Origin of the sequence: Achromobacter spanius, from assembly GCF_002812705.1 — a bacterium.
In the GTDB taxonomy this organism is placed as follows: domain Bacteria; phylum Pseudomonadota; class Gammaproteobacteria; order Burkholderiales; family Burkholderiaceae_B; genus Achromobacter; species Achromobacter spanius.
In genome coordinates, this window is record NZ_CP025030.1 from 5,550,701 (window position 1) to 5,571,891 (window position 21,191).

Below are 21,191 nucleotides of genomic sequence, written 5' to 3' on the forward strand. Positions count from 1 at the left end.
CCGACCGTGGCAAGGTCCAGCGCAGTTGAACTGGGCAAGCAGCGACGTCATGCGCCACGCCGACTCCCGAAGATTGGCTTTATCCAACCATCGGGAGCCCGTTCATTTCACGTCTGAAGTCGTGAACCACCCGACTTCTTCGCCAAGCCTACTTCTTCAACCACCCTGCTTCTTCAACAAGCCCGCGGCTTCGACCAGCTTGCGCATGGCGACCTGATCCTTCTCCACGAACTGGGTCGCTTCTTGCGGCGTCATGGTCCAGAGCTCGACACCCTGCGCGTCCATCAGCTTGCGATATTCCGCCGACTGGTTCACGGCCTGCACGGCTTTGTTCAATGTCTCCAGCACCTGGGGCGGCGTACCTTTGGGCGCGGCCAAGCTGTACCACGACGCCGATTCCGCCCCGCTTACCCCCGCTTCCGCCAAGGTAGGCACATCGGGAAACAAGGCCGACCGCTTGGGGTTGGCATAGGCCAGCGCCTTGAGTTTTCCGCTACGAATGAACTGCACGCTGGCAGCCAGATTCAACACCGCCATGTCGACCTGCCCGCCCACCAGATCATTGATGGCGGGAGCGGCGCCGCTATACGGAATATGCATGATGTCGACCTTGGCCTGCTGGCGGAACAGCTCGCCTCCCAGGTGCGGCGAACTGCCCGGGCCCGCCGAAGCGTAGTTGATCTTGCCCGGTTCCTTGCGCGCCAGGGCGATCAGCTCCGGCAAGGTCGACACCGGCATGGATGAACGCACCACCAGCATATTGGGCTGGTTGGCCACGATGCCTACGAAGGCAAAGTCCTTGATGCCGTCGTACGCCGTCTGCTGCATCAGGGGCGTCACCACATGCGCGGCCGACGTGCCCAGCAACAAGGTATAGCCATCCGGCTTTGCCCGCGCCACGAAGTTGGCGCCTATGGCAGCCCCACCCCCAGCCTTGTTTTCCACGATAACCGTCTTGCCCAGCTGCTTTTCCAGCTCGCGCGCCAGCGCCCGCCCCAGCACATCGGCGGGGCCGCCCGCCGCATAAGGATTGACCAGCGTGATCGGCTGACTGGGATAGCTGTCCGCCGCCAGGCTTGCACCGCTGCACAACGCGCTGACGGCCAAGCCGCACAGCAATCGCTTCAAGGTATTCATCTTTGTCTCCTGATCCTCATCGGGATGCTTTTTGTTGTATTGCTAGATGGCGCCAAGCTGCCTTAGCGCCGTGATTTCCTCGTGCGACAGCCCCAGCCTGGCGCGCAACACCTCGTCGGTATGCTCGCCCAGCAAAGGAGGCCGTTCGACCTGAGGATCTTCATAACCCTCGAACTTGAAGGGCACCGGCACCGCGCCAAAGCGGCCGATGCGAGGATGCTCATAGCTTGCGACCATGCCACGCGCGAGCACGTGCTCGTTATTGAGAATTTCGCCAACATCAAGAATCGGCCCGGCCGGCACACCGGCCGCATCGCAACGGCGGCAAAGCTCATCGCGGTCCAGCTTGGCCACCGCGCCCTGCAATCCGGCCATGACTTCCTCACGCCGGGCCACGCGCACCGCGTTGCGGGCCAGCTCCTCATCGGCGCTCCATTGAGGGAGGTCGAGCAGGTCGCACAGCGGTTTCCAGTGTTGATCGCTGCCGGTGATCTGCACCCATTTGCCATCGCGGCATTCAAACGCGGCCGACGGCACGCGCCCGGGATGTTCCGTGCCCATGCGCGGCGGTACTTCACCCAAGGCGAAATAGCGCGCGGCGGCCAGCGACAGCAGGCCGACCTGACCGTCCAGCATGGAGAAATCGACATGGCAGCCGCGCCCGCTACGCTCACGGCCGACCAGGGCCGACAAAATGCCTATCGCCGCCCACAGGCCCGAGGTCAGGTCAGCCACCGGCAACCCGGGCTTCACCGGTCCGCGACCGCGCTCGCCGGTCAAACTCATGATGCCGCCCATGGCCTGGAAAACGGTGTCATAGCCCTTACGCGCCGCATACGGCCCGGTCATGCCAAAGCCGGTGCACGAGAAGTAAATCAGCTCGTTGTTCTCGGGCGCGATGTGCGCTTTGTCCAGGCCATAGCGCGCCAGAGTGCCCACCGGAAAATTCTCGACCACCACATCGACGTCCTGCGCCAGCCGGCGTATCAAGTCCTGACCCTCGGGCTTGCGGAAATTGACCGTGATGGATTGCTTGCTGCGATTGAAGGCAAGGTAATAGGCCGACTCATCGCCGCCCTCGCCATGCACCTTCGGTTCAAATCCGCGCGTCTCGTCGCCGCCTTCGGGTTGCTCGACCTTGATCACCGTGGCGCCCAGTTCGGCCAATATCATCGATGCGAAGGGGCAGGCCAGCACCCGCGAAAGGTCCAGGATGGTGACGCCATCAAGCGGCTTCATCGCGCCGCCCCTTGTCGAAAGCCGCGCATGATGACGTTCGCATCGCGTCCCACGCCCAGCGCCTCTTCCAGCGCAAGATCCGCGCAGCGATGGAAGGCGCGCTTGGTGAGACCCATGGCGGCCGGATCCCAGCCGGCGACACGCTCGGCCAGCTCCAGCGCTTGCGGCAAGACGTCGGCGGCCGGCACGGCCCGATTCGCCAAGCCCAAGGCCAGCGCGCGATGGCCGTCGATGGCCTCGGCCATGGCGACCAGCTCGAACGCCTGCTTGCGGCCCAATTGCCTGACCAAATTGGCCATCACCACTGCGGCCACGATGCCGTGACGCAATTCTGGATAGCCAAAGCGCGCATCCTCGGCCATGACCACCATGTCACACGCCAGCGCCAGGCCGGCGCCGCCGCCCAGCGCATTGCCATGCACCGCGCCGATCACAGGCTTGCTCATGCGCGAGAAAACCAGATGCAGGTCGGTAGTCAGGCTGGCGCGTGCCAGCACGGCCTCGGGATGTTCAGGCGTCAGCGCCGAAAATTCTGTCGTATCCGCGCCAGCGCAGAACGACTTGCCATTGCCGGTCAGCACCACGGCGCGCACCGACGGGTCTTGATCAGCCTCGCGCAGACTGGCCAGCAAGCCGGTCGTCAAGGCGGTGTTCAAGGCATTGTGCTTTTCCGGGCGGTTCAGCCGCAGCACGCGCACCGCGCCCTGATTTTCAATCATCAATTCAACCATGTCTTGACCTCTATTTAATTGATTTAATCAACTGTATGAGCAAAAGAAAGCCTGTCACCGACAGGCTGTCGCCTTAGCGCGGCTGCACGCCGCGGCCGCGGCGTGTCGGCACTTCGGCCTTCAAGTCATTAAGCATATCCAGCATGTGCGATGTCATCTTGTCCAAGGCGCGTTCCAGCACCTCGCGCTCGTCTTCGCTCAGCACGGCCAACATCTCCTCGTTACGCTCAACGGCGGCCGGAAATATCTCTTGGTAGAGTTTTTTTCCAGCGCGCGTCAGGTCCAGGCTGACGCCGCGCGCATCCTGGGCGTCGGCGCTGCGCTTGATCAAGCCGCGCTCGATCAGGTCGGACACCGTACGGCTGGCCTGGCTTTTGTCGATATTGGCTTCACGTGCCAGCGCGTTCAAAGACATATCGGGCGCCGCACCCAGCAAGGCCAGGATCCGCCACTCACGCGGGCCCACGCCGTAGCGGCTTTCGTTCAGACCCGCGGCAATGCGGCTGGACACATAGGCCAGCCGGTTCAAGCGGTAGGAGAACAGCTCCTTGAGCGTGGCGGGCGGGGCGCGGCGGGGGGAAAGCTTGCTTCTGGTTGCCATGGAATTCTCTTGGAGCGGTTGCGGTGACGAGGGCATGATATACAAACGCCGCTCAGGCGCCGGCCCTGATCAGCGGATGGAAGCCGCTGTCAGCCACGCGGCTGTGCAGATCGCGCCCCAACACCTCGCGGCAGCGCTGCGATACGGCGGCCAGCCCGTCCAGGTCCAGACCGGTGCGCACGCCCATGGATTCAAACAGACTGACCAGGTCTTCGGTTGCCACATTGCCGGTATGGCCGCCGCCATACTTGACCTTGGCCGGATGGCCGCCCACGCCGCCGACGGCGCAGTCAAACCAGCGCACACCGGCGTCCAAGGCGGCCACATAATTCACCAGGCCGGTTGCGCGGGTGTCATGAAAATGGGCCACCAGCGTGAGCTGCGGCAATTCACGTTGCAACGCGCCATACAGCTCGCGCACCGCCTGCGGCGTGGCCATGCCGGTGGTGTCGCCCAAGGTGACGATGTCCACACCCAGCGCCGCATAGCGCTCGGCGTCGCGCAGCACGCTATCGGCCGATACCGCGCCCTCGAAGGGGCAACCAAACGCCACCGAAATCGTGCCTATCATGCGGAAATGGTCACGGCCCAGGCTGGCCATCTCGGCGATGTTGCCCCATTGATCAGCGCGACTGCGCTTCAGATTGCGCTCGGAGTGCGACTCGCTGGCCGAGACCAGCAGGCTGATCTCATTGGCGCCGTGGCCTTGCTCCAGATCAGCCAGCGCCCGCTGCACGGCGCGCGCATTGGCGCAGGTTGCCTTGTACCAGACGCCGTCCCGACGCGGTAGCGCCGCCAGCATGTCGCTCGCATCGGCAAACTGCGGCACCACCTTGGGATTGGAATACGAGGTGGCCTCCACCCGCTCAAAACCCAGCGCCGCAAACGCGTCGACCAGTTCGATCTTGATGTCGGTCGCAATGAAGTCCGGCTCATGCTGCAAGCCGTCACGCGCAAAACATTCGCACAGCACCACATCGCGCGTCATGCTTTTTCCTCCAGGCCAAACAGGCGGATCGCATGGGCGCGCAACTTGATCTTCTGCACCTTGGAGCTACCCGTCATGCCTATGTTCTCGAAGGTATCGACGATTTCCATATAGCGCGGCACCTTGAAATTGGCGCAACGGCCTTTGCACCAGGCGATCAACTCGGCAGTCTCGGCCTGCTGGTCTTCTCGCAAGAGCACAAAGGCGGCCGGCACTTCGCCCAGACGGGCATCGGGCACCCCCACCACCTGGGCCATGCGCACGGCCGGATGACCATGCAAGACCTCTTCAACCTCGGCCGGCGCCACGTTCTCTCCACCGACCCGGAACATATCCTTCAGGCGGCCCACCATGCGCAAACGGCCCTCGGCATTCATCTCGCCCAGGTCGCCCGTGCTGAGCCAGCCATCCTCGCTCAAGGCGCGCGCAGTGGCCTCGGGCATCTTGTAGTAGCCCTTCATCACGCTCCAGCCACGGGCCTGGATCTCGCCCTGCCCGCCCGGTGCGACCACCGCGCCGGTGGCCGGATCGACCAGGCGGATTTCCATGCCGGGATGGGGCAAGGCCCAACCGTGGGCGCGCAATGAAAACTCATCGTTCCAGGACGACATGACGATATTGGGCGAGGCTTCGGATTGCCCATAGGCATTGCACACCGAGGGCACGCCCATCACATCGCGGATCTTCTGCATCACCTCGGGGCCAGCGGCAGCCCAACCGCCTCGCAAATGAATCCGCTGGCGGTCAAAATCGGGATGGCCCATCAGCATCAAAAAGATCGTGTCGTTGCCCGAGGTCAGCGTGCAGCGCTCTTCATCCAACATGCGCAAGGTCTGGCCCACATCGAAATTCGGCAAGGTCAGCAGGCAGCACCCCGTCACCAGACTGACCAGAATGGACAGCGTGGTGCCCGCCACGTGGAAATAAGGCCGGATACTGAAATAGCGGTCTTCCGGCTGCACGCCCATGCGCTGCGCCACGGCTGCGGCATTGCCCAGCATATTGGCGTGGCTGAGCATGACGCCCTTGGGGAACGAAGTCGTGCCCGAGGTGTATTGGATCAGGAGCACATCATCGCTTGCGACGGCTTGCAGGGCTGCATCAAAGCCTGCCGCGTCGGCACGATCCGCGCCTTCGATAAAGTCTGCCCACGAGGTCGTGCCCGGCAGGCTGCGATCACCCAGCACCACTACTTTTTCCAATACCGGCAGCGCCGCGCCGGGCAGACGCTGAGTCAGGGCCGGCTCTACCCGTTGCAGCAGATCCAGAAAGTCTATGCCCAGAAAGGTGTCGGCCGTCAGCAGCAGCTTGACGTCAGCCTGTTGCAGGCAAAAGGCCAGCTCTTCCGTCTTGAACCGGGTATTGACCGGCACCGTCACCGCGCCGATCAAGGCGCAGGCGTAGAACAACTGCAACCAGTCGCCGCCATTGCCAAGAAAGATGCCGACATGGTCATCACGGCGCACACCGGCCGCATACAGCGCCCGCGCGCGTAGCCGGGCGCCGGCCGCAAGCTCATTCCAGCTCAAACGTTCCCCCGGGGCGACAAAGGCCTCTTCAGGGCCACGTGCCGCCACCGTCTGCGCCAAACCGGCAGCCAGAGTCATCGCCTTCATGCCTGGGGCTCCTTGCCAAAGCCGGCGATGGCGCCTTGCCAATCCGTGCCACGCAGGTTTTCTTCGATGGCCAACAGTTCAATGGCCATCGCGCCTTCGCGCGTGGTGGCCAGGCCTTGATCGATGCTGCGTTTGGTCAGACGCATGGTCAAAGGCTGGGCACGGGCCATCGCGGCCGCCATGGCTTGCGCCTCCTGGCGCAGCGCATCGGGCGCATACACATGGTTGACCAGACCGATCTCGCGCGCCTCGGCGGCGTCGAAGCGGCGGCCGGTAAACAACAGCTCTTTGGCCATGCGAGCGCCAGCAATACGCGGCAAACGCTGCGTTGCGCCGACCGTGCCCCACCCCACTTCGGGATAGCAGAACACGGCCTCGGTGGAGGCCAGCACGAAGTCGCAGGCGCCGGCGATTTCGCAACCAGACCCAAAGGCCGGACCATGCACCACCGCCACCACGGGTTGCGGCAGGCGCTCAATGGCGGCATAGGCGGCAAAGCCCTGAACCCGGCGCGCCGTCAGCTCCTGATGGTTCATGGTTTTGCGTTCCTTGAGATCGGCGCCAGCGCAAAAGGCGGGGCCGTTGCCCATGATCAGCGCCACGTGCACGCCGGGGTCGGCCGCAATCGCCTCCATGACCTGCACCAACTCCGCGCACATCTGCGAACTGAGCGCGTTACGGCTCTCGGGCCGATTCAACGTCACCGTGGCAACACGGTCCTGCACCTCAAACAGAATCGTGTGATAAGTCCGGGTCATGCCTGCTCCTGAATGTTCGGTTCTTGTCACCGCGAGAAGCTGCGGCCGTGGATCGACTATATGCCTTTTAGTTGATTTAATCCACTATTTATTCGAGCGCTGTGACGGCCTCGGATTGAGCGGATGTATCGTTCTTTTTCTGCGGTGTTGGGGCTGGAGAGCCTGGCCCCGAATGCGCCCGTGGCTTCAGGCGGTCAGCGCAACATGTCGTCCAGCCCTCCGCTGGAGTCTTGAACCCCAACGTCTTTCTGAGGCGGGCGTTCAGCTTGGCGATGGCTTCGTCCAGGTTGCGAGGCGCATAGATTGCCAGCCTGGGAATGGCGGAACGTTCGCTGGGTTATCAGCTCATTTCGTCTTCGCGCGCACGGCGTTGCAATCGAGTTCCAGCACCACCTTTCCCGTTCCTTTTTCTGTCACCTTGGACGCCAACTGGAGGTCTTTAGGGTTGCCGCGATCTTTGCAGGCTTCGTAGGCGTAGCCTTCCGCCAACGCGAGATTTGCCCCAGGATCGGAACCGTGCCCGTGCATCCATCTACCGAAGGGATCCTTCCTGGAAACCTCGTAGGTCGTAGCACTGGAAGATGCGACTGCCTGAGGCTGGCCCTTCTTTTTCTTGGCGCGCTCCGCCTCGCAGTCCAGATCCACAATCACCTTTCCCGTCGCCTTTTCCGTCACTTTCGCCGCACGGTTCCAAAGTTTGGGGTTGCCGCGATCCAGGCAAGCGCGTTGCGCGGCTCCTTCAGCAGCGTAAAGCTCCGTACCCGGTTGATTCGCCGCAGGGCCCTTCCACACGCCCGCAGGATCCTGCCAGGTGGCGATGTATTGGGCTGAGACCGGACCCGTCAGCATCATCCCCATGATGCCCGCACCGCATAGCCATCTCTTCATGACGATCCCCTCGGTTCTTTTTCGAACAAATAGGGTAGTCGCGGAAGCGGTCTAAGTAACTCCACCGAAAAGGGTAATCCCTGCCGCTTCGTGGGTATCGGGAGGGGGCAGGCTGAACAATGCGCCATGGCAAGCAGGACTTTGAAAAGCCACACCAAGGGGACTCCCCTTGGATGCGGCGGGTGATAACGGCTTAGAAGCGGCCGCGCAAGGTCAATGCCGCGCTGCGCGGCGTCCCGTAGAAGTTGCCGTAGTCCAGGTACCCGACCGTGCTGTAGTAGGTCTTGTCGAACAGATTGTTCACGTTGACCTGCGCCGACCAGTTGTCGCTGATCTGGTATTGGGCAAATGCATTCCAGATCGCGTAGCCGGGCTGCGTGAACTTGTAAGGCGTGCTTTGCTTGCTGAGGCTGCCGTCGGCATTGCGCAAGTACGCGCTGCCGCTGACATAGGTGCTGCTTTGGATGCTGACGCCGCCGCCCACTTTCCAGCGATGCAGTTCGCCCGGCAACTGGTAGGTCGCAAAGATCTTGGCCATGTGCTTGGGCGTCAGGGGCTGATAGCTGCCTCCCGACGCATTGCGGTCGCGATTCTGGTTGTAGTTGTAGCTGGCTGTCAGTTGCACGCCCGGCGCTACTTCCCCGCTCAGCTCCGCGTCAAAGCCCTTGCTGACGATGTTCCCGTTGGGCAGGAAGCAGCACGTCGCGCCGTTGCCCGCCCTGCTGGACGGATAGGCCGTATCGCGCACGGCGGCATTTTTGCGCTCGATCTGATAAATGGCGAACGCGCTGTGCAGCTTGCCGTCCAGATGCTCGCCCTTCAGGCCGATCTCGTAGTTGCGGCCGGTTACCGGGTCCAGCGGGTTACCGGGCGCCGGGCCTTGCAGGCTGTTGGCTTGCGATTTGAAGGTTTCGGCCACGCTGGCGTAGGTGGTCCAGGTGTCGTTCAGATCAACCGTCGCGGCCAGATAGGGCGTAAAGACATTGTCGTCCTGGTACTGGGTCACCGAGGTTGCAGTGACCTCTCTTGCCGCATTCAAGGTCTGGTTCGTGAATGTGTAGTCGTACCGGCTCAGGCGGCCGCCCACAATGACATGCAGCGGATCCGCCAGATGCATGTTCAGCGACCCGTACACGCCGGCCTGCCGCGTGTCGGTGGTCTGATTCCACATCGGCGTGAAGTCCGTGTCGCGCGGGTAATCGTAAGGGTCGAACTCAAAGATGTCCGGCACCGCCTGGCCGCGATTGGCCGGTTTGGAACCATACGTGCTGGGCCGGAAACGTTCCCAACTGGCGCCCACCACCACCTGGTGGCGGCGGCCCCACAGGCCAAACGAACCATTGGCGGATAAGTCGATGGACGTGTTCTTGAAGTGCTCGTTCTGGTCGCTGGCGGTGTCGAACAACCCGCTGCCCGTCAAGGGGTCGATCGCGCCGGAGAAATAGTGATCGAAGCGGTCCTGGTGCGAGTTTTCATGGTTGATGTCCAGGTTGGCGCTCCAATCGCCTCCAAGCTGCTGCGTCACATGCCCGAAGAGATTGACGATGGTCCGGGTCGCCTGATCGTCGGCGCCGCTAAGGTAGGTATTGCGGGGAAGCTTCAGGTCTTCGCCGGTGGCATAGCGCGGCAAACCGTAGCCCTGATAGGACGAATCCCGCTTTTGATAAGAGGCCCCGACAAAGGCCGTGGTGGTGCTGGTCAGATCCGCTTCAAGAATCCCGTAGCCCAGCGTGCGGCGGCTGTGCGCCACATCGTAGAAGAAGTTCTTGTCTTCATAGGCCAGCACGCCGCGCCCACGCAATTTGCCGTTTTCCGTCAGCGGGCCACTCACGTCCAGATCCGTACGCTTATAGGCCCAACTGCCTACCTCGGCCTGCGCGATAACCTGCAATTCCGGGGTGGGTTTCTTGCGTACCAGGTTGATCGTGCCGCCGGCTTCGTTGGCGCCGCCAAACAGGCCGTCAGCACCGCGCAGCACTTCGACGTGGTCATAGAACGCCATGTCATCGTCCGCACCGAACGAGCGGTACATCGACGCCCCACCATCCACGCGCATATTGCCGATTGCGAATCCGCGCGACAGGTAGTTGCTGCTGAGCATCGCCCCCTGGAACATCGAGATGCCCGGGGTGGCGCTCATCACATCGTTCAGGCTGACCAGACGCCGGTCTTCGATTTCTTGCCGAGTGATCACCGACACGCTTTGCGGCACCTCGCGCAGCGCTTGCGCCGTCTTGCCCCCTACCGTGGCCGAACTGGCGGTGAAAGAACCCGTGTTTTCGGTCACGCCCACGCGGCCCAGCACGGTGACGGGCTCAAGCTGAGTCACACCGGGCGGCGGCACGCGAACCAGGCGATACCCGTCACGCTCGGGCAGCGCCTCCAGACCCGTGCCGCGCAGCAGCGCCACCAGCCCTTCCCTGACGCTCATCACCCCGTCCACGCCCGGACTCTGCAAACCCGACGTGACGGCGGGATCGCTTGCGATCAACACCCCGGCCTGAGCGCCAAATCTCAACAAGGCGGCGTTCAAGCCACCCGCGTCAATGCGATAGGCGCGACGCTGATCGTCGGCTGCCGCCTGCGCCCAGGCAGAAGACGGCAGATGAGGAAGGATTGCGCCAAGCAATACCGACGCAAGAAGGGTGTGGCGGGCGGCTCGGGGAAAGGCCATGACTCAGGGTTCCTAGACTGGGATGGAAAACAGATACGCCGGTGTGTTGGCGCCGTTCTCTATCTCTTTCGCTCGAACGCTGAATTTCCGCCTTTCCTGTAACAACTTCACCGCGCGATCAGTGGGCGGCGCTCAGGGTCACCCAATATCGCGTGCGGTAATGCACGCGCACGGGCAACACCCGGGGCAGCATCGTCAGGATGCTGTCGGTGTCCGTCAACGGATACGTGCCCACCACTTCCAGCCGCGCGATGGCGGGATCACAACGCAGCACGCCCGTCCGGTAGCGGGCCAGTTGCGCCACGAAGTCGCCCAACGGCATCCGGTCGGCCAACAACATGCCATGCGTCCAGGCGTCCGCGCCCGGCGCCAGCGGCAGCACCGGACCGGCGCCCGACGCTTGCAGCGCCGTATGCTGGCCTGCCAGCACCCGTGTCACCCGCCCATCGGCGCGCGCGACGATATCCACCGCCCCTACAAAAACGGCGATCTCATAGCCTCGGTCATCCCCGTTGTCGCGCACGGAATAGCGCGTACCCACCGGCGTCAGCACGCCGTCGCGCGTCATCACCGACAGCGGGCCCAAGTCGTTGGAACTGCCACTGGTGATCAAGATTTCACCCGAACGCAGCACCAGGGAGCGAGGCCGCTGGTGCAGGCGCAGGTCCAGCGCGGTGCCCGGCCCCATGACGATGCGCGTGCCGTCATCCAACGTCAGGCTGCGCAGCTCGCCCGTGCCCGTGCGCTGATCCGCCAGCAGGACGGGCACGCGCTCCCACGGTTCGGCGGCCCATGCCAGCCCGGCCACGGCACCGCCCGTCACCATCCACTTGAGCGCGTCGCGGCGCGCGCGGCGCATCGCGGCCCGCTCGATCAATTCGACCGCGACCGCCGGCGGCGCCACGGCACAGCGCGCTGCAAGATCGCCGCGCATGGCGCACATCCGCTGCCAGATGGTTTCGTTGTCGGGATGCGCCTGACGCCAGCGCAGACAGGCGGCCACCGTCGCGTCGCTGGGCTCGCCTTGCAGCCGGGCCATCCAGTCGGCCGCCTGCGCCAGGCGCTTGCGATCGACCGGCGGGCCGTCCGGTGCACGCTTGCTCAGCATCGCGGCGTCAGCCATAGATCGCCAGATAGCAATGCTGCAAGGCCTTGGACAAGGCTTTCTGTACGGCGTTGGTGGAAATGCCGAGTTCGCGGGCGATGTCGGACTGCGACAGGCCTTGCACCTGCGCCAGCATGAACACCCGGTGCACATGCACCGACAAGCCATCCAACACGGCGCACACCGCCGTCACCGCCTCGACCACCAGCGCCTGCTCTTCCGGCGAAGGGGCCACGTCGACGGGCTGGCGCGCCAGCACCTCGCAATAGGCCGCCTCGACGGCCGCCCGGCGGAAATGGCCGATGGTCAGCGTGCGTGCGATGTTGGTCAGGCAGGCGCGCGGCGCCGCGATGATGGCGCGGATGTCGTCACGCAAGACCCGTTCGAAGGTGTCGTGCGCCAAGTCAGCCGCCTGGTCGACGTTACCCGTCTTGCGCCGCAGTAGTGTCACCAGCCAGCGGTGATGGACGCGATAAAGGTCCTCGACCGCCTGGCCTTTCATAACATCGGATGAGGAAGACACGGCTGCGCCCGCATAAAAATGGAACAATAACGATTCGCATTATAGACACAGCGCGTACCGCCGTCCGGCAGCGGAAATCCAGCTATGCCGGAAACAGGCATTGCTTGGGGTCAGCTTGCTTGGGGTGCTTACGATTGCATCCCGCGTCTTGCAGGACGACAACGCCTGACAGCCCCAGCTCATGCCCCGCGTGCGGCGATGAATTGAAGAGCAACCATCTGATCGTCACTCGATAAGAACGAGTTCACCTGCTTGGCAGCATCGGGCCAAAGATCTGGATACTCTTCGCGCAGAAATTCAATGACCTCTTCGGCGGGCCAAGGCCCCAGGGAGGACATGTAATCAGCAACCTCGTCTTGAATTTTTTGCCACGACTCGTACTCTCGCCTCGACAAGAGCACCAGGTCGCTCCGGGTGTAGATCACATGCAGCCTCACAAGCGTCTCGCAATGGCGTCCGAAGCCGGCATTCTCTCATTCATCCTTACGCGGGGTATCGGCAGGCGCTGTCCTGCCCCCCTTCCCCCCAACCCAACGGAGCCACCACATGGCCGCCATGATCGTCCGTTTCATTGAAGAACTGATCGACGTTCTAAACTTCGGCAGCACCATCGGCAAGTAGCAATACGGCAGTTTCGTTCCGGCAGCGGCTGCCGAGAGTCGCAGCGCCAGAGAGGGTCCGCAAACTGGATCCGGCCAATCTCTGTGCACTTACGCACGCGCCGCAGCCAAAGAACTCACCACGCCAGCAATCCGATCCGTGATTTTCGGCACTTCCTCTTCCAGATAGGGGACGGCCTCTTTAATTTGCTGGGAGACATCGTTGAGTTGCGCCCTCACCTTTTCTAGCTGACGACGTAGGGCCTCATACGGTGAGAGACCAATCGTTAACACATCCTCCACGACTAGTATGTCATCCAAGTCGAGGGGCGAGGCTTCCGCTTTGCGCGTAGAGGCGCAGGCCATCCTAAACAGAAGTTCATCCTGCTCATTTATCAAGGTGTTGTGCAGACTGAGCTTCAGCAAGAGCGCGTTGGCAAAGGAATAGATTTTGAGGATGGACACTCGAAGAGCCTGATCTGGAACTATCGCTATCCGGGGCACCAAAGCCCGATACACGGGAAAGCTACTTTCAGAGGATGAAAATCTCCAGCCGGCGGAAAGTGGGACGTCGTCAGTCATGCGACTCGAAATTTGATCCAGGTTTCATCTCCACGACCAAGCTCTCACCGGGTCGCCTGACCAATTGCTCGATTAACTCTCTGCTGACTTCAGCCATGTTTGCCTTGGACGTCCACGCCTATGCGTATTAGTTGGCACATGCATCTCGCCCCACGAAGAAGTATTTGATATCATATGGAAAACATCAGTAGCTTTTGACATATTTCTGTGACAAAGGGAGGGCACTTGACTGCTCAGTCTGACAATTGGCCGATCGAACGTATTCGAAGCTTGTCTAAGCCTGAAGTACATAACCTTCGCCAAAATGCACTTTGCCTCGGACATGACGTCGTGGTGGAGCGCTGCGACCAAATTCTAAATGCAGGACCCGCATCAAGGTCAGGAAGTAGAGTGAAAAAGAGAATTGCGATGATCATTCCAGATACTGCCGCAGAAGAAATTGCGGAGCTATTTGTAAATTTGCCGCCCGTTACCGTTGTACCTAACGCGCATGCACGTCTTAGACGACTTGCCGACCCCGTAAAGACTTTCTCTGAGCTGTGGCGGCAGTACATCAATTGCGGATTCTCAAGCCTGGAAAAGAGTGACCCCGATACCCCTCTTGGTCGGTTCGCCGAGGGGGAATCGCCACTTATGCATCTGCCGTCCGTTATTGCCAATGGCGAGAATCCGGATTGGATTGCCGCTGAACTTGCCGCAGCAGGTTTGAACCGCATGACGGGGAAGAAAAGGGATCTGGTCCTAGCAGCTCGACGCGCTTTCGTAACCACAAGAGGACTTGACGATCTGCTAGTCAATGGGAGATCTGGGGGCGCACTATCTGTCTTCCTCGATTTAGCACGCGGCCTCACGAACGATCGCGAAATTGCCACTTCGGCGACGTTTAGCAGGAGCCTTGACGCCGACGAACTATATGGAATCAGCCACAAGCAGATTCGCAACATCCTCGTAAATACTGGCCTCGCCCATAATGTCATCCCTCTTGATTCCCGCTGGAAAGGGTACATCGGCCACAGGATGCATTTCGACCCAGCCGATCTCGGTCGCCGTAACGCTTACCTTGAAATCGAAGATGTGATTCGTAAGGCGCTGATGATCGCGCAAATCCATCGAAATGACATTCCAAACCTTGCCGTACTGGACTCAGTCGTTTTCGCTGTCCAATCTTCTAAAGGACATACCGGCGGAGGCTGGACGGGAGCGTGACCGTGGTGATGATCCGCCGGGCACGAGGCTTCAGGCATAACGGGGCACAATTTAGAGACCGTAGCGTGCACTTCCTACTCCGATTAATACTTTGCATGAATATTGCCCGCCAGCCATCCGACTGAATATCCACAAAAGCCAATGAATTTCACGGAATCACCTGGAAATATCGACCCTACCCGAGCGCTTATATATCTATGGGAAATTCTTGATTCCCATGAAAATATTGTCTGTAGATACGTCGGCAAAGCCTCCGGGGGAGCGCACCGACCTCGCACTCAGTACAAACGCAATGTTATTAATTTGTTAACCGGCCAGCCATATCGAAAGAGCAAACCGACAAAGTTCAGGCCAATACATAGACGGATGGCGCAAGCTGTTAAAGCTGGCGAGACGATACGACTATCGTTCATTTGCAATGTATCTCCAGATGAGGACATAAATCAGCTAGAACGCTATTGGCAAAATTTCTTTGGATTAAAAAACCGCTAAGTGCGCTGAGGCATAAAGCCGGTCGAGGAAAATCTCTATAGCTCTGCCCCCCATAGTCCTTAAGAGTCAGTGGCTGTGGCCATGTTATCGAAGCTCGATAGCACATGAAGATGGTGGCTTGACTTTAATATTTCTTATTTCCCGTATATGAATGCGGGATCGAACTTCACTTCTGAGTAGAGAGAAAAATGGGTTTTTGGGACGTAGTAAAAAGCGTTGCGCTTTCTGCCAAGTGTGCGACCGGATGGCATGCAGGAGATTGGCAAAAAACTGTCGGCGGCCCAGAATGCTCAATGGGAAAGACATGCCCCGATTGCCATACTTACGTGACAACAAACAAACACTCTTACACCGAGTGGAAAAAAATTAACTATTCAAATTGCAATTCCGTCCGAGAGTGCAAACATTGCGGAAGCACTGAGGAAAAAATAGTTCACGAATACGAAAACAATGGAAAGGACGACAATTGCAGATTAATTAGCAAATGCCGTGACTGCGGGTCCATTGAAACAGGACGAGAAGATCATGAATGGGTAAAATTTCTTGACCACGAAGTGAAGGTTGGTGGCAAAAAAAAATGCAGACGATGCGGCACTACAGGCTGATTATTATTAATAATAACTATTAACAAAATCCACGCCCGCCCCAATTGAAAAATTGAATGCGCGTTTACAACGGCGGCTTAGAAAAATTGTTTGATACCAAGCCGTTGATTTAACGAATTCCTATGGCGCGGCAGGAGGGGCTCGAACCCCCGACCCCGGGCTTAGAAGGCCCGTGCTCTATCCAGCTGAGCTACTGCCGCGCAGTCTTTTGATGACCCGGAAGATGTCCGGGCGCCGCATTTTACCTTGTTGCGGAAAAACTTGGGACGCGGCTCACCGCAGCGGCCTCTAAGCCCCCAACGCCCCCTACTCGTCCTCGATATCCGCGTGCGTGGACACCCACAGCACCATCGCATCCGCCTCGCTCAGGCTGATCACCCGGTGGCCCATGCGGCTGTCTATATAGAAGCTTTCGCCCGCCTTCAAACGCGCCGGTTCGTAGAACTCGGTGTACAGCATGACCTCCCCTTCCAGCACGTAGACGAATTCTTCGCCGCGGTGGCGGCTCCAGTCTTGGAATTCGTCGAACGAGCGCGCCTTGACGCGGGTGTGAAACGGCATCATGCGCTTGTGCGACAGCGCGGTGCACAGCAGGCGGTGGTCGTAGTACGGGGTTTCGTATTGGCGGCCTTCGCCTTCGCGGCTGAGGCTGCGACGGCCGGTGCCCATGTGGGCGTCGGACGCGGTGAAGAGTTCGGCTACGTCCAGGTCCAGGCCCGCGGCGATCTTGATCAGGTTGTCGTAGGTGGGCGACAGGAGGCTGTTTTCGATTTTCGAGAGCGTGGACGCGGCGACGCCGGTGGCTGCCGCCGCCTGCTTCAGGGTCCAATTGCGCGCTTGGCGCAGGGCCCGCAGCCGTTGCGCCAATGCGCTTTGTTTGTTGCCGTGCATCCTGTGTACCTTGTCATGCCCGCGATAAGCGCTCCCGCCACCAGTCGCGCGCCTGGTAAGACCAATAAGTCAGTTGAACCGCCGCGGTGCCCAGCCCGCCGCCGTTCCACGCCAGCCCAAAGGGTTCGAACAGCTTGTAGCGCTGCGTGTCGCCGGAGATCCCTTCGGCCACGACGCGCCCGCCGATAGACGTGGTGTTCATGCCGTGCCCGCCGAACGCGGTGCAATACCAGACGTCTGGCGCCAACTGGCCGATCTGCGGCATCAAGTGCCGGGCGTAGGCCATGCGACCCGACCAGGCGGTTTCCACGCGCAGCCCCTGCAATTGCGGGTAAACGGACAGCAATTCGCGGCGCAGGGACTCGGCCAGATCGGGTGGGTCGTCGACACGGGTGGTGATTCTACTGCCCCAGCCAATGCGGCCGCCATCCAGCACGCGGTAATAGTTGCCGGCGCGGCGGTCGTCGCCGATGGCGGCGGTGCTGCGAATGGCTTCAAGCACCCGGTCGCCCAGCGGTTCGGTCAGCATGATGTAGGTGGCGATGGGCAACATGGCCCGGCGCAGCGCGGGCACCACGTCGCCGGTATAGCCGCCGGTAGCCAGCACCACGGTGCGCGCGTCGATCTGGCCCTGCGCCGTCTTCAGGTGCTTGATGGCGCCGACCAGCGTGACGCCGGTGACGGGGGAATCTTCATGGATGCGCACGCCCAGGCGCACGCATTCGCGGGCCAGCGCGCGGGCGTAGTTCAAGGGATGAAAGTGAAACGAGGCCGGGTCTTCGACGCCTTGGTGATAGACGTCGGACACCAGGCGTTCACGCACCTGGCTGCGCGTCAGGAAGCGCACGTCGCGGCCGAAGTCGCGGCGCTGGGCGTCGCACCACTGATTAAGCGCGTCGGTGGCTTCGTAGCGCACCACGCGCAGCCGGCCATCGACCTTGTGCGCGTCGGTGATGGCTAGGGTGCGGATGTTGTCGCGGATGATCTCCACGCCTTCCATCGACAGCCGGTAAAGCTGGCGGTAGTGGTCTTCGTCCACATGCCGCTTGATGGCATCGGCGCCGGCCGAAAACGCGGGCGATACCGAGCCGCCGTTGCGCCCCGATGCCCCCCAGGCGATGCGCCGCCCTTCCAGCAAGGTGACGCTGCGCCCGCGTCGGGCCAGTTCCAGCGCGGTCGACAAGCCGGCCAAGCCGCCGCCCACCACGCAGACGTCGGTGCTGGCCACGCCCGCCAACGGCGGGTAGTAGGTATCGCCGTCGGACAGCGTGCGCTTGTAATAGGTGTCGATGTACTCGGAGGCCATGCCGGTGCGGGTCCGTATCAGTGCAGGCTTGCGCCTTGCAGGCCGCCCGTGAGGCGCTTTTCCAGCCAGTTGGCCAGACGCAGCAACGGGTAGCAGTAGATGAAGTAGATGGCGGCGATCATGCCGTAGATGAACAGCGATTTCGCCGGAAAGGTAATGATGAACACCTCGCCCTGGCGCGTCAGTTCGGTAATGCCGACCACCGACAGGATGGCGGTGCTTTTGATCAGCATGACGTAGACGCCGCTCATGGGCTGCACGATCAGGCGCATGGCTTGCGGCAGGACGACCAGCCGCAGGATCTGCAAGGGCCGCAGGCCGAGTGTCATGGCGCCTTCGGTCTGGCCGCGCGGCACGGACTGGATGGCGCCCATGACGATTTCCGCCACATAGCAAGACGTGTACACCGACAGCGACACGAAGGCGGCGGTGGCGGAATCCCAATGCAGCAGTGCGATGCCGGTGCTGGGCAACACAAAGTAGAAGATATAAAGCTGCACCAGGAACGGCGTGCCGCGCAGGATGTGGATGTACAGGCCCAGCAATTGGTGGATACCACGGATGTGGTAGCTGCGTATCACACCTATCACAAAGCCCAGCAGCGACCCGGCGATGATGGCCACGAACGATATCTTCAGCGTCTCCCAGAAGCCCTTCAGCAGGAAGGGCAGCACGACGCCGGCGGTGGAAAGATAGGAATCCAGCATGCTTACCTCGCGTTCCAGGCCGGGCCGGCCAACCAGAGGCTGACGCCTCGCGACAGCATCAGCATGACGCCGTAGATCAGCAGGTATCCCGCGGCGATGGTCAGGAAACTTTCGCTGGGCACGATGCGGTCGCTGTTCATCTGCACGCCGGCCGCGACCAATTCGAAGACCGTAATCAGCGACAGCAGCGAGGTGTCCTTGATCAGCACAGCGGTCTGCCCCAGCAGCGGCGGCAGCGTGTTGACGAAGGCCTGCGGCAGCACCACGTAGCGCAGCCGCTGTTGATAGTTCATGCCGCAAGCCTTGGCGCCTTCGATCTGGCCGCGCGGCACGGATTCAATGCCCACGCGGATGATCTCGCTCATGTAGGCGGCGTGGTGCAGCGTCATGGCCATGATGCCCAGCACCATTTCGCTCCAGCGCCCCGCGCCCGGTATCACCATGGGCACGGCGTAATAAACCAGGTAGATCTGCACCAGCAAGGGGGTGGACCGGATGAACTGCACATAGGCCGCCACCGGGCGCCAGATGGCGCCACGGCGCGACATGTGCAGCAAGGCCAGCGGCACACCCAGCAACACGGACAGCACCAGGCTGGCGCCCGCCGCGATCAGCGTGTTGGTCAGGCCCGTGGCGAATTCGCCCGCGTACTGGCTGACGATGCGCCAGTTGTAGTAGTCGATCAGCCAATCCATGGGCGCTCCGGTCTCCTGGTTGTGTGGCGCGGTTTATTGGTGGTCTTTCTTCCAGTCGGTGGAGTACCAGTACTGCACCTGCTCGGGCAGCGTGTTGTCGGCGGTCTTCAGCGTTTGCCAGTTATCCAGCCAGAACTTCAGGCGGAAGGCGTTGGGGCCGACGGCGAACGCCAGCGGCTCGCGCACCATCACGCCGTCCAGCACGCGCAGGTTGCCGAAGTCCACCAGGAATTGGTTGGCGGTGGACATGGACATGATGCCGGCGTCCAGGCGGCCGCTGGACAGGGCCTGGCCGACCGGGGCGCTGCCGCCGGAGAACTCTTTCATGGTGGCCTTGGGCAGCATCTTCTTGCCCGCTTCGGCGTAGGTGCTGGCGCCCAGCACGCCGACGTTGACGCCGTCCTTGTTCAATTCCTGGTACGACTTGTAGGGCGAGTCTTTCGGCACCACGGCAACCGTTTCGGCATAGAACATGGGCGCCGAGAACAGCACTTGGGCCGCGCGCTGCGGGGTGGGCGTCATGTCGGCGGCCACCATGTCGGCCTTGCCGGACAACAGCGCGGGAAGCAGGCCCTTCCATTCATAGTCTTGCAGGACCAGCTTCACGCCCAGGTCGTCGGCCATGCGCTTGGCCACTTCCACGGCCAGGCCGGTGCGCTTGCCGGATTTGTCCATGAAGCTCATCAAGGGGCCCGAGGTCTGCACGGCCACGCGCAGTTCGCCGCGCTTGATGATGTCGCTTAGTTCGTCGGCTTGCGCGGGCAGCGCCACGGTGGCGCTGGCGACGGCGATGCTGGCCAGGCCCAGCCATTGTTTGATTTTCAGCATGTCGATATTCCCTTGTGGTGGATGACGTCGTTCCGGGCTTGGCATAGGGTGCTGCCGCATGGCCGGCAGCGCCCGGAGTTGCCGGACCGGCCTGTGCTTGGACTGCTTGGACTGCTATCGAACTGTCTTGGGACTGCCTTGGGACTGCCTTGACTACAGAATCTTGTCCAGGAAAGCGCGCGTGCGCGGCTCCTTGGGATGAACGAACACCTCGTCGGGCGTACCGATTTCCACGATGCGTCCGGCGTCCATGAAGAGCGCGCGGTCGCCGACGTCGCGCGCGAATCCCATTTCGTGGGTCACCACCGCCATCGTCATGCCATCGCGCGCCAGTTGCCGCATCAGTTCCAGGATGCCGCCCACGGTTTCGGGGTCGAGCGCGGACGTGGCTTCGTCGAACAGCATCAGCTTCGGGTCCATGGCCAGCGCGCGGGCGATGGCCACGCGCTGCTGCTGGCCGCCCGACAGCTGGCTGGGATAGCGCTCGCCGAAGTCAGCCATGCCCACGCGGCCCAGCAGGTCGCGGGCGTAGCGTTCGGCGTCGGCGCGGCTGCGCCCGCGCACCACGCGCTGGGGTAGCGCCACGTTGTCCAGCGCAGTACGGTGTTGGAACAGGTTGAAGTGCTGGAACACCATGCCGACATTGGTGCGCCAGCGGTTGACGTCGGTGGCGGGGTCCGTCAAGGACACGCCGTCCACGCGGATGGTGCCGCTATCAATGGTTTCCAGGCCGTTCAGCGTGCGCAGCAAGGTGCTTTTTCCGGAGCCCGACGGCCCCACCACCACCATGACTTCACCCTTGTTCAGCTGGCAATCGACGCCGTCCAGCGCCAGATGCGGCGGCTGCCCGTCGCGATGGAACGTTTTGGTGACTGCTTGGACATCCAGTAAAGCGTCTGCCACTGATGCACCTCGAAAACCGCGCTTAAGCGGGTTAAGCAAAAAAGTTTCGCAATTCACGCTGGAGTTTCGTATAGTAAATTTTTTTCCCGAATCGCCACTTAGGCATAACCCTTAAGC

The 21,191-nt window shown here is 61.5% G+C and carries 20 protein-coding genes and 1 tRNA gene; 1 reads left to right on the forward strand and 20 read right to left on the reverse strand.

The features are described 5' to 3' along the window. Positions 1 to 156: 156 nt before the first annotated feature. The 13 genes from CVS48_RS25220 to CVS48_RS25280 all read right to left on the reverse strand — a co-directional run bounded on the left by CVS48_RS25220 (position 157) and on the right by CVS48_RS25280 (position 13,441). Positions 157 to 1,137 (reverse strand): Bug family tripartite tricarboxylate transporter substrate binding protein, encoded by a 981-nt coding sequence (locus CVS48_RS25220; protein WP_100856834.1) that lies wholly within the window; start codon positions 1,135 to 1,137, stop codon positions 157 to 159. A gap of 42 nt (positions 1,138 to 1,179) precedes the next feature. Further along, positions 1,180 to 2,376: a CaiB/BaiF CoA transferase family protein gene (locus CVS48_RS25225; RefSeq protein WP_100856835.1), complete on the reverse strand. Its 1,197-nt coding sequence runs from the start codon at positions 2,374 to 2,376 to the stop codon at positions 1,180 to 1,182. Beyond that, a complete protein-coding gene (locus CVS48_RS25230; RefSeq protein WP_100856836.1) occupies positions 2,373 to 3,107 on the reverse strand; it encodes an enoyl-CoA hydratase/isomerase family protein in 735 nt (244 codons plus the stop codon). Before CVS48_RS25230 ends, CVS48_RS25225 begins: the two co-directional genes overlap by 4 nt. A gap of 73 nt (positions 3,108 to 3,180) precedes the next feature. Further along, entirely contained in the window at positions 3,181 to 3,708 is a 528-nt protein-coding gene (locus CVS48_RS25235; RefSeq protein WP_100856837.1) for a MarR family winged helix-turn-helix transcriptional regulator, read from the reverse strand. 52 nt (positions 3,709 to 3,760) lie between these two features. Beyond that, positions 3,761 to 4,696: a hydroxymethylglutaryl-CoA lyase gene (locus CVS48_RS25240; RefSeq protein WP_100856838.1), complete on the reverse strand. Its 936-nt coding sequence runs from the start codon at positions 4,694 to 4,696 to the stop codon at positions 3,761 to 3,763. Further along, entirely contained in the window at positions 4,693 to 6,312 is a 1,620-nt protein-coding gene (locus tag CVS48_RS25245) for an AMP-binding protein (protein ID WP_100856839.1), read from the reverse strand. Before CVS48_RS25245 ends, CVS48_RS25240 begins: the two co-directional genes overlap by 4 nt. Next, complete coding sequence (locus tag CVS48_RS25250; RefSeq protein ID WP_100856840.1) at positions 6,309 to 7,070, reverse strand: enoyl-CoA hydratase/isomerase family protein; 762 nt, start codon at positions 7,068 to 7,070, stop codon at positions 6,309 to 6,311. The genes CVS48_RS25245 and CVS48_RS25250 overlap by 4 nt, the downstream gene beginning before the upstream one ends. Positions 7,071 to 7,415: 345 nt before the next feature. Continuing rightward, positions 7,416 to 7,958, reverse strand: coding sequence for a hypothetical protein (locus CVS48_RS25255; RefSeq protein WP_100856841.1), 543 nt, complete (start codon positions 7,956 to 7,958; stop codon positions 7,416 to 7,418). Between the two features lie 193 nt (positions 7,959 to 8,151). Next, on the reverse strand, positions 8,152 to 10,632 hold the full coding sequence (locus CVS48_RS25260) for a TonB-dependent siderophore receptor (protein WP_100856842.1): 2,481 nt from the start codon (positions 10,630 to 10,632) through the stop codon (positions 8,152 to 8,154). Positions 10,633 to 10,750: 118 nt separating this feature from the next. Continuing rightward, positions 10,751 to 11,755, reverse strand: coding sequence for a DUF4880 domain-containing protein (locus tag CVS48_RS25265; protein WP_100856843.1), 1,005 nt, complete (start codon positions 11,753 to 11,755; stop codon positions 10,751 to 10,753). Next, the gene (locus tag CVS48_RS25270) at positions 11,748 to 12,260 is read right to left on the reverse strand and encodes a sigma-70 family RNA polymerase sigma factor (RefSeq protein WP_242001162.1); all 513 of its coding nucleotides are present in this window, start codon (positions 12,258 to 12,260) and stop codon (positions 11,748 to 11,750) included. The genes CVS48_RS25265 and CVS48_RS25270 overlap by 8 nt, the downstream gene beginning before the upstream one ends. Positions 12,261 to 12,439: 179 nt before the next feature. Then, positions 12,440 to 12,685 (reverse strand): hypothetical protein, encoded by a 246-nt coding sequence (locus CVS48_RS25275; RefSeq protein ID WP_197723136.1) that lies wholly within the window; start codon positions 12,683 to 12,685, stop codon positions 12,440 to 12,442. A 285-nt stretch (positions 12,686 to 12,970) separates the two neighbouring features. After that, positions 12,971 to 13,441 (reverse strand): hypothetical protein, encoded by a 471-nt coding sequence (locus tag CVS48_RS25280; protein ID WP_100856846.1) that lies wholly within the window; start codon positions 13,439 to 13,441, stop codon positions 12,971 to 12,973. A 390-nt stretch (positions 13,442 to 13,831) separates the two neighbouring features. Between CVS48_RS25280 and CVS48_RS29310 the strand changes: the two genes are divergently transcribed. Further along, on the forward strand, positions 13,832 to 14,647 hold the full coding sequence (locus CVS48_RS29310) for a hypothetical protein (RefSeq protein ID WP_126376269.1): 816 nt from the start codon (positions 13,832 to 13,834) through the stop codon (positions 14,645 to 14,647). Positions 14,648 to 15,867: 1,220 nt separating this feature from the next. On the opposite strand, the gene CVS48_RS25295 is transcribed toward CVS48_RS29310, so the two are convergent. From CVS48_RS25295 to CVS48_RS25325, 7 genes are all read right to left on the reverse strand, one after another. Continuing rightward, positions 15,868 to 15,944 (reverse strand) — tRNA-Arg (locus CVS48_RS25295). Between the two features lie 106 nt (positions 15,945 to 16,050). Next, the gene (locus CVS48_RS25300; RefSeq protein ID WP_050450275.1) at positions 16,051 to 16,635 is read right to left on the reverse strand and encodes a helix-turn-helix domain-containing protein; all 585 of its coding nucleotides are present in this window, start codon (positions 16,633 to 16,635) and stop codon (positions 16,051 to 16,053) included. Positions 16,636 to 16,648: 13 nt separating this feature from the next. After that, entirely contained in the window at positions 16,649 to 17,941 is a 1,293-nt protein-coding gene (locus CVS48_RS25305) for an NAD(P)/FAD-dependent oxidoreductase (protein ID WP_100856849.1), read from the reverse strand. Positions 17,942 to 17,958: 17 nt separating this feature from the next. Further along, the gene (locus tag CVS48_RS25310; protein WP_100856850.1) at positions 17,959 to 18,648 is read right to left on the reverse strand and encodes an amino acid ABC transporter permease; all 690 of its coding nucleotides are present in this window, start codon (positions 18,646 to 18,648) and stop codon (positions 17,959 to 17,961) included. A gap of 2 nt (positions 18,649 to 18,650) precedes the next feature. Further along, positions 18,651 to 19,343: an amino acid ABC transporter permease gene (locus CVS48_RS25315; RefSeq protein WP_100856851.1), complete on the reverse strand. Its 693-nt coding sequence runs from the start codon at positions 19,341 to 19,343 to the stop codon at positions 18,651 to 18,653. 33 nt (positions 19,344 to 19,376) lie between these two features. Then, entirely contained in the window at positions 19,377 to 20,171 is a 795-nt protein-coding gene (locus tag CVS48_RS25320; protein WP_100856852.1) for an ABC transporter substrate-binding protein, read from the reverse strand. A gap of 153 nt (positions 20,172 to 20,324) precedes the next feature. Continuing rightward, positions 20,325 to 21,074, reverse strand: coding sequence for an amino acid ABC transporter ATP-binding protein (locus CVS48_RS25325; protein ID WP_100856853.1), 750 nt, complete (start codon positions 21,072 to 21,074; stop codon positions 20,325 to 20,327). Positions 21,075 to 21,191 lie beyond the last annotated feature (117 nt).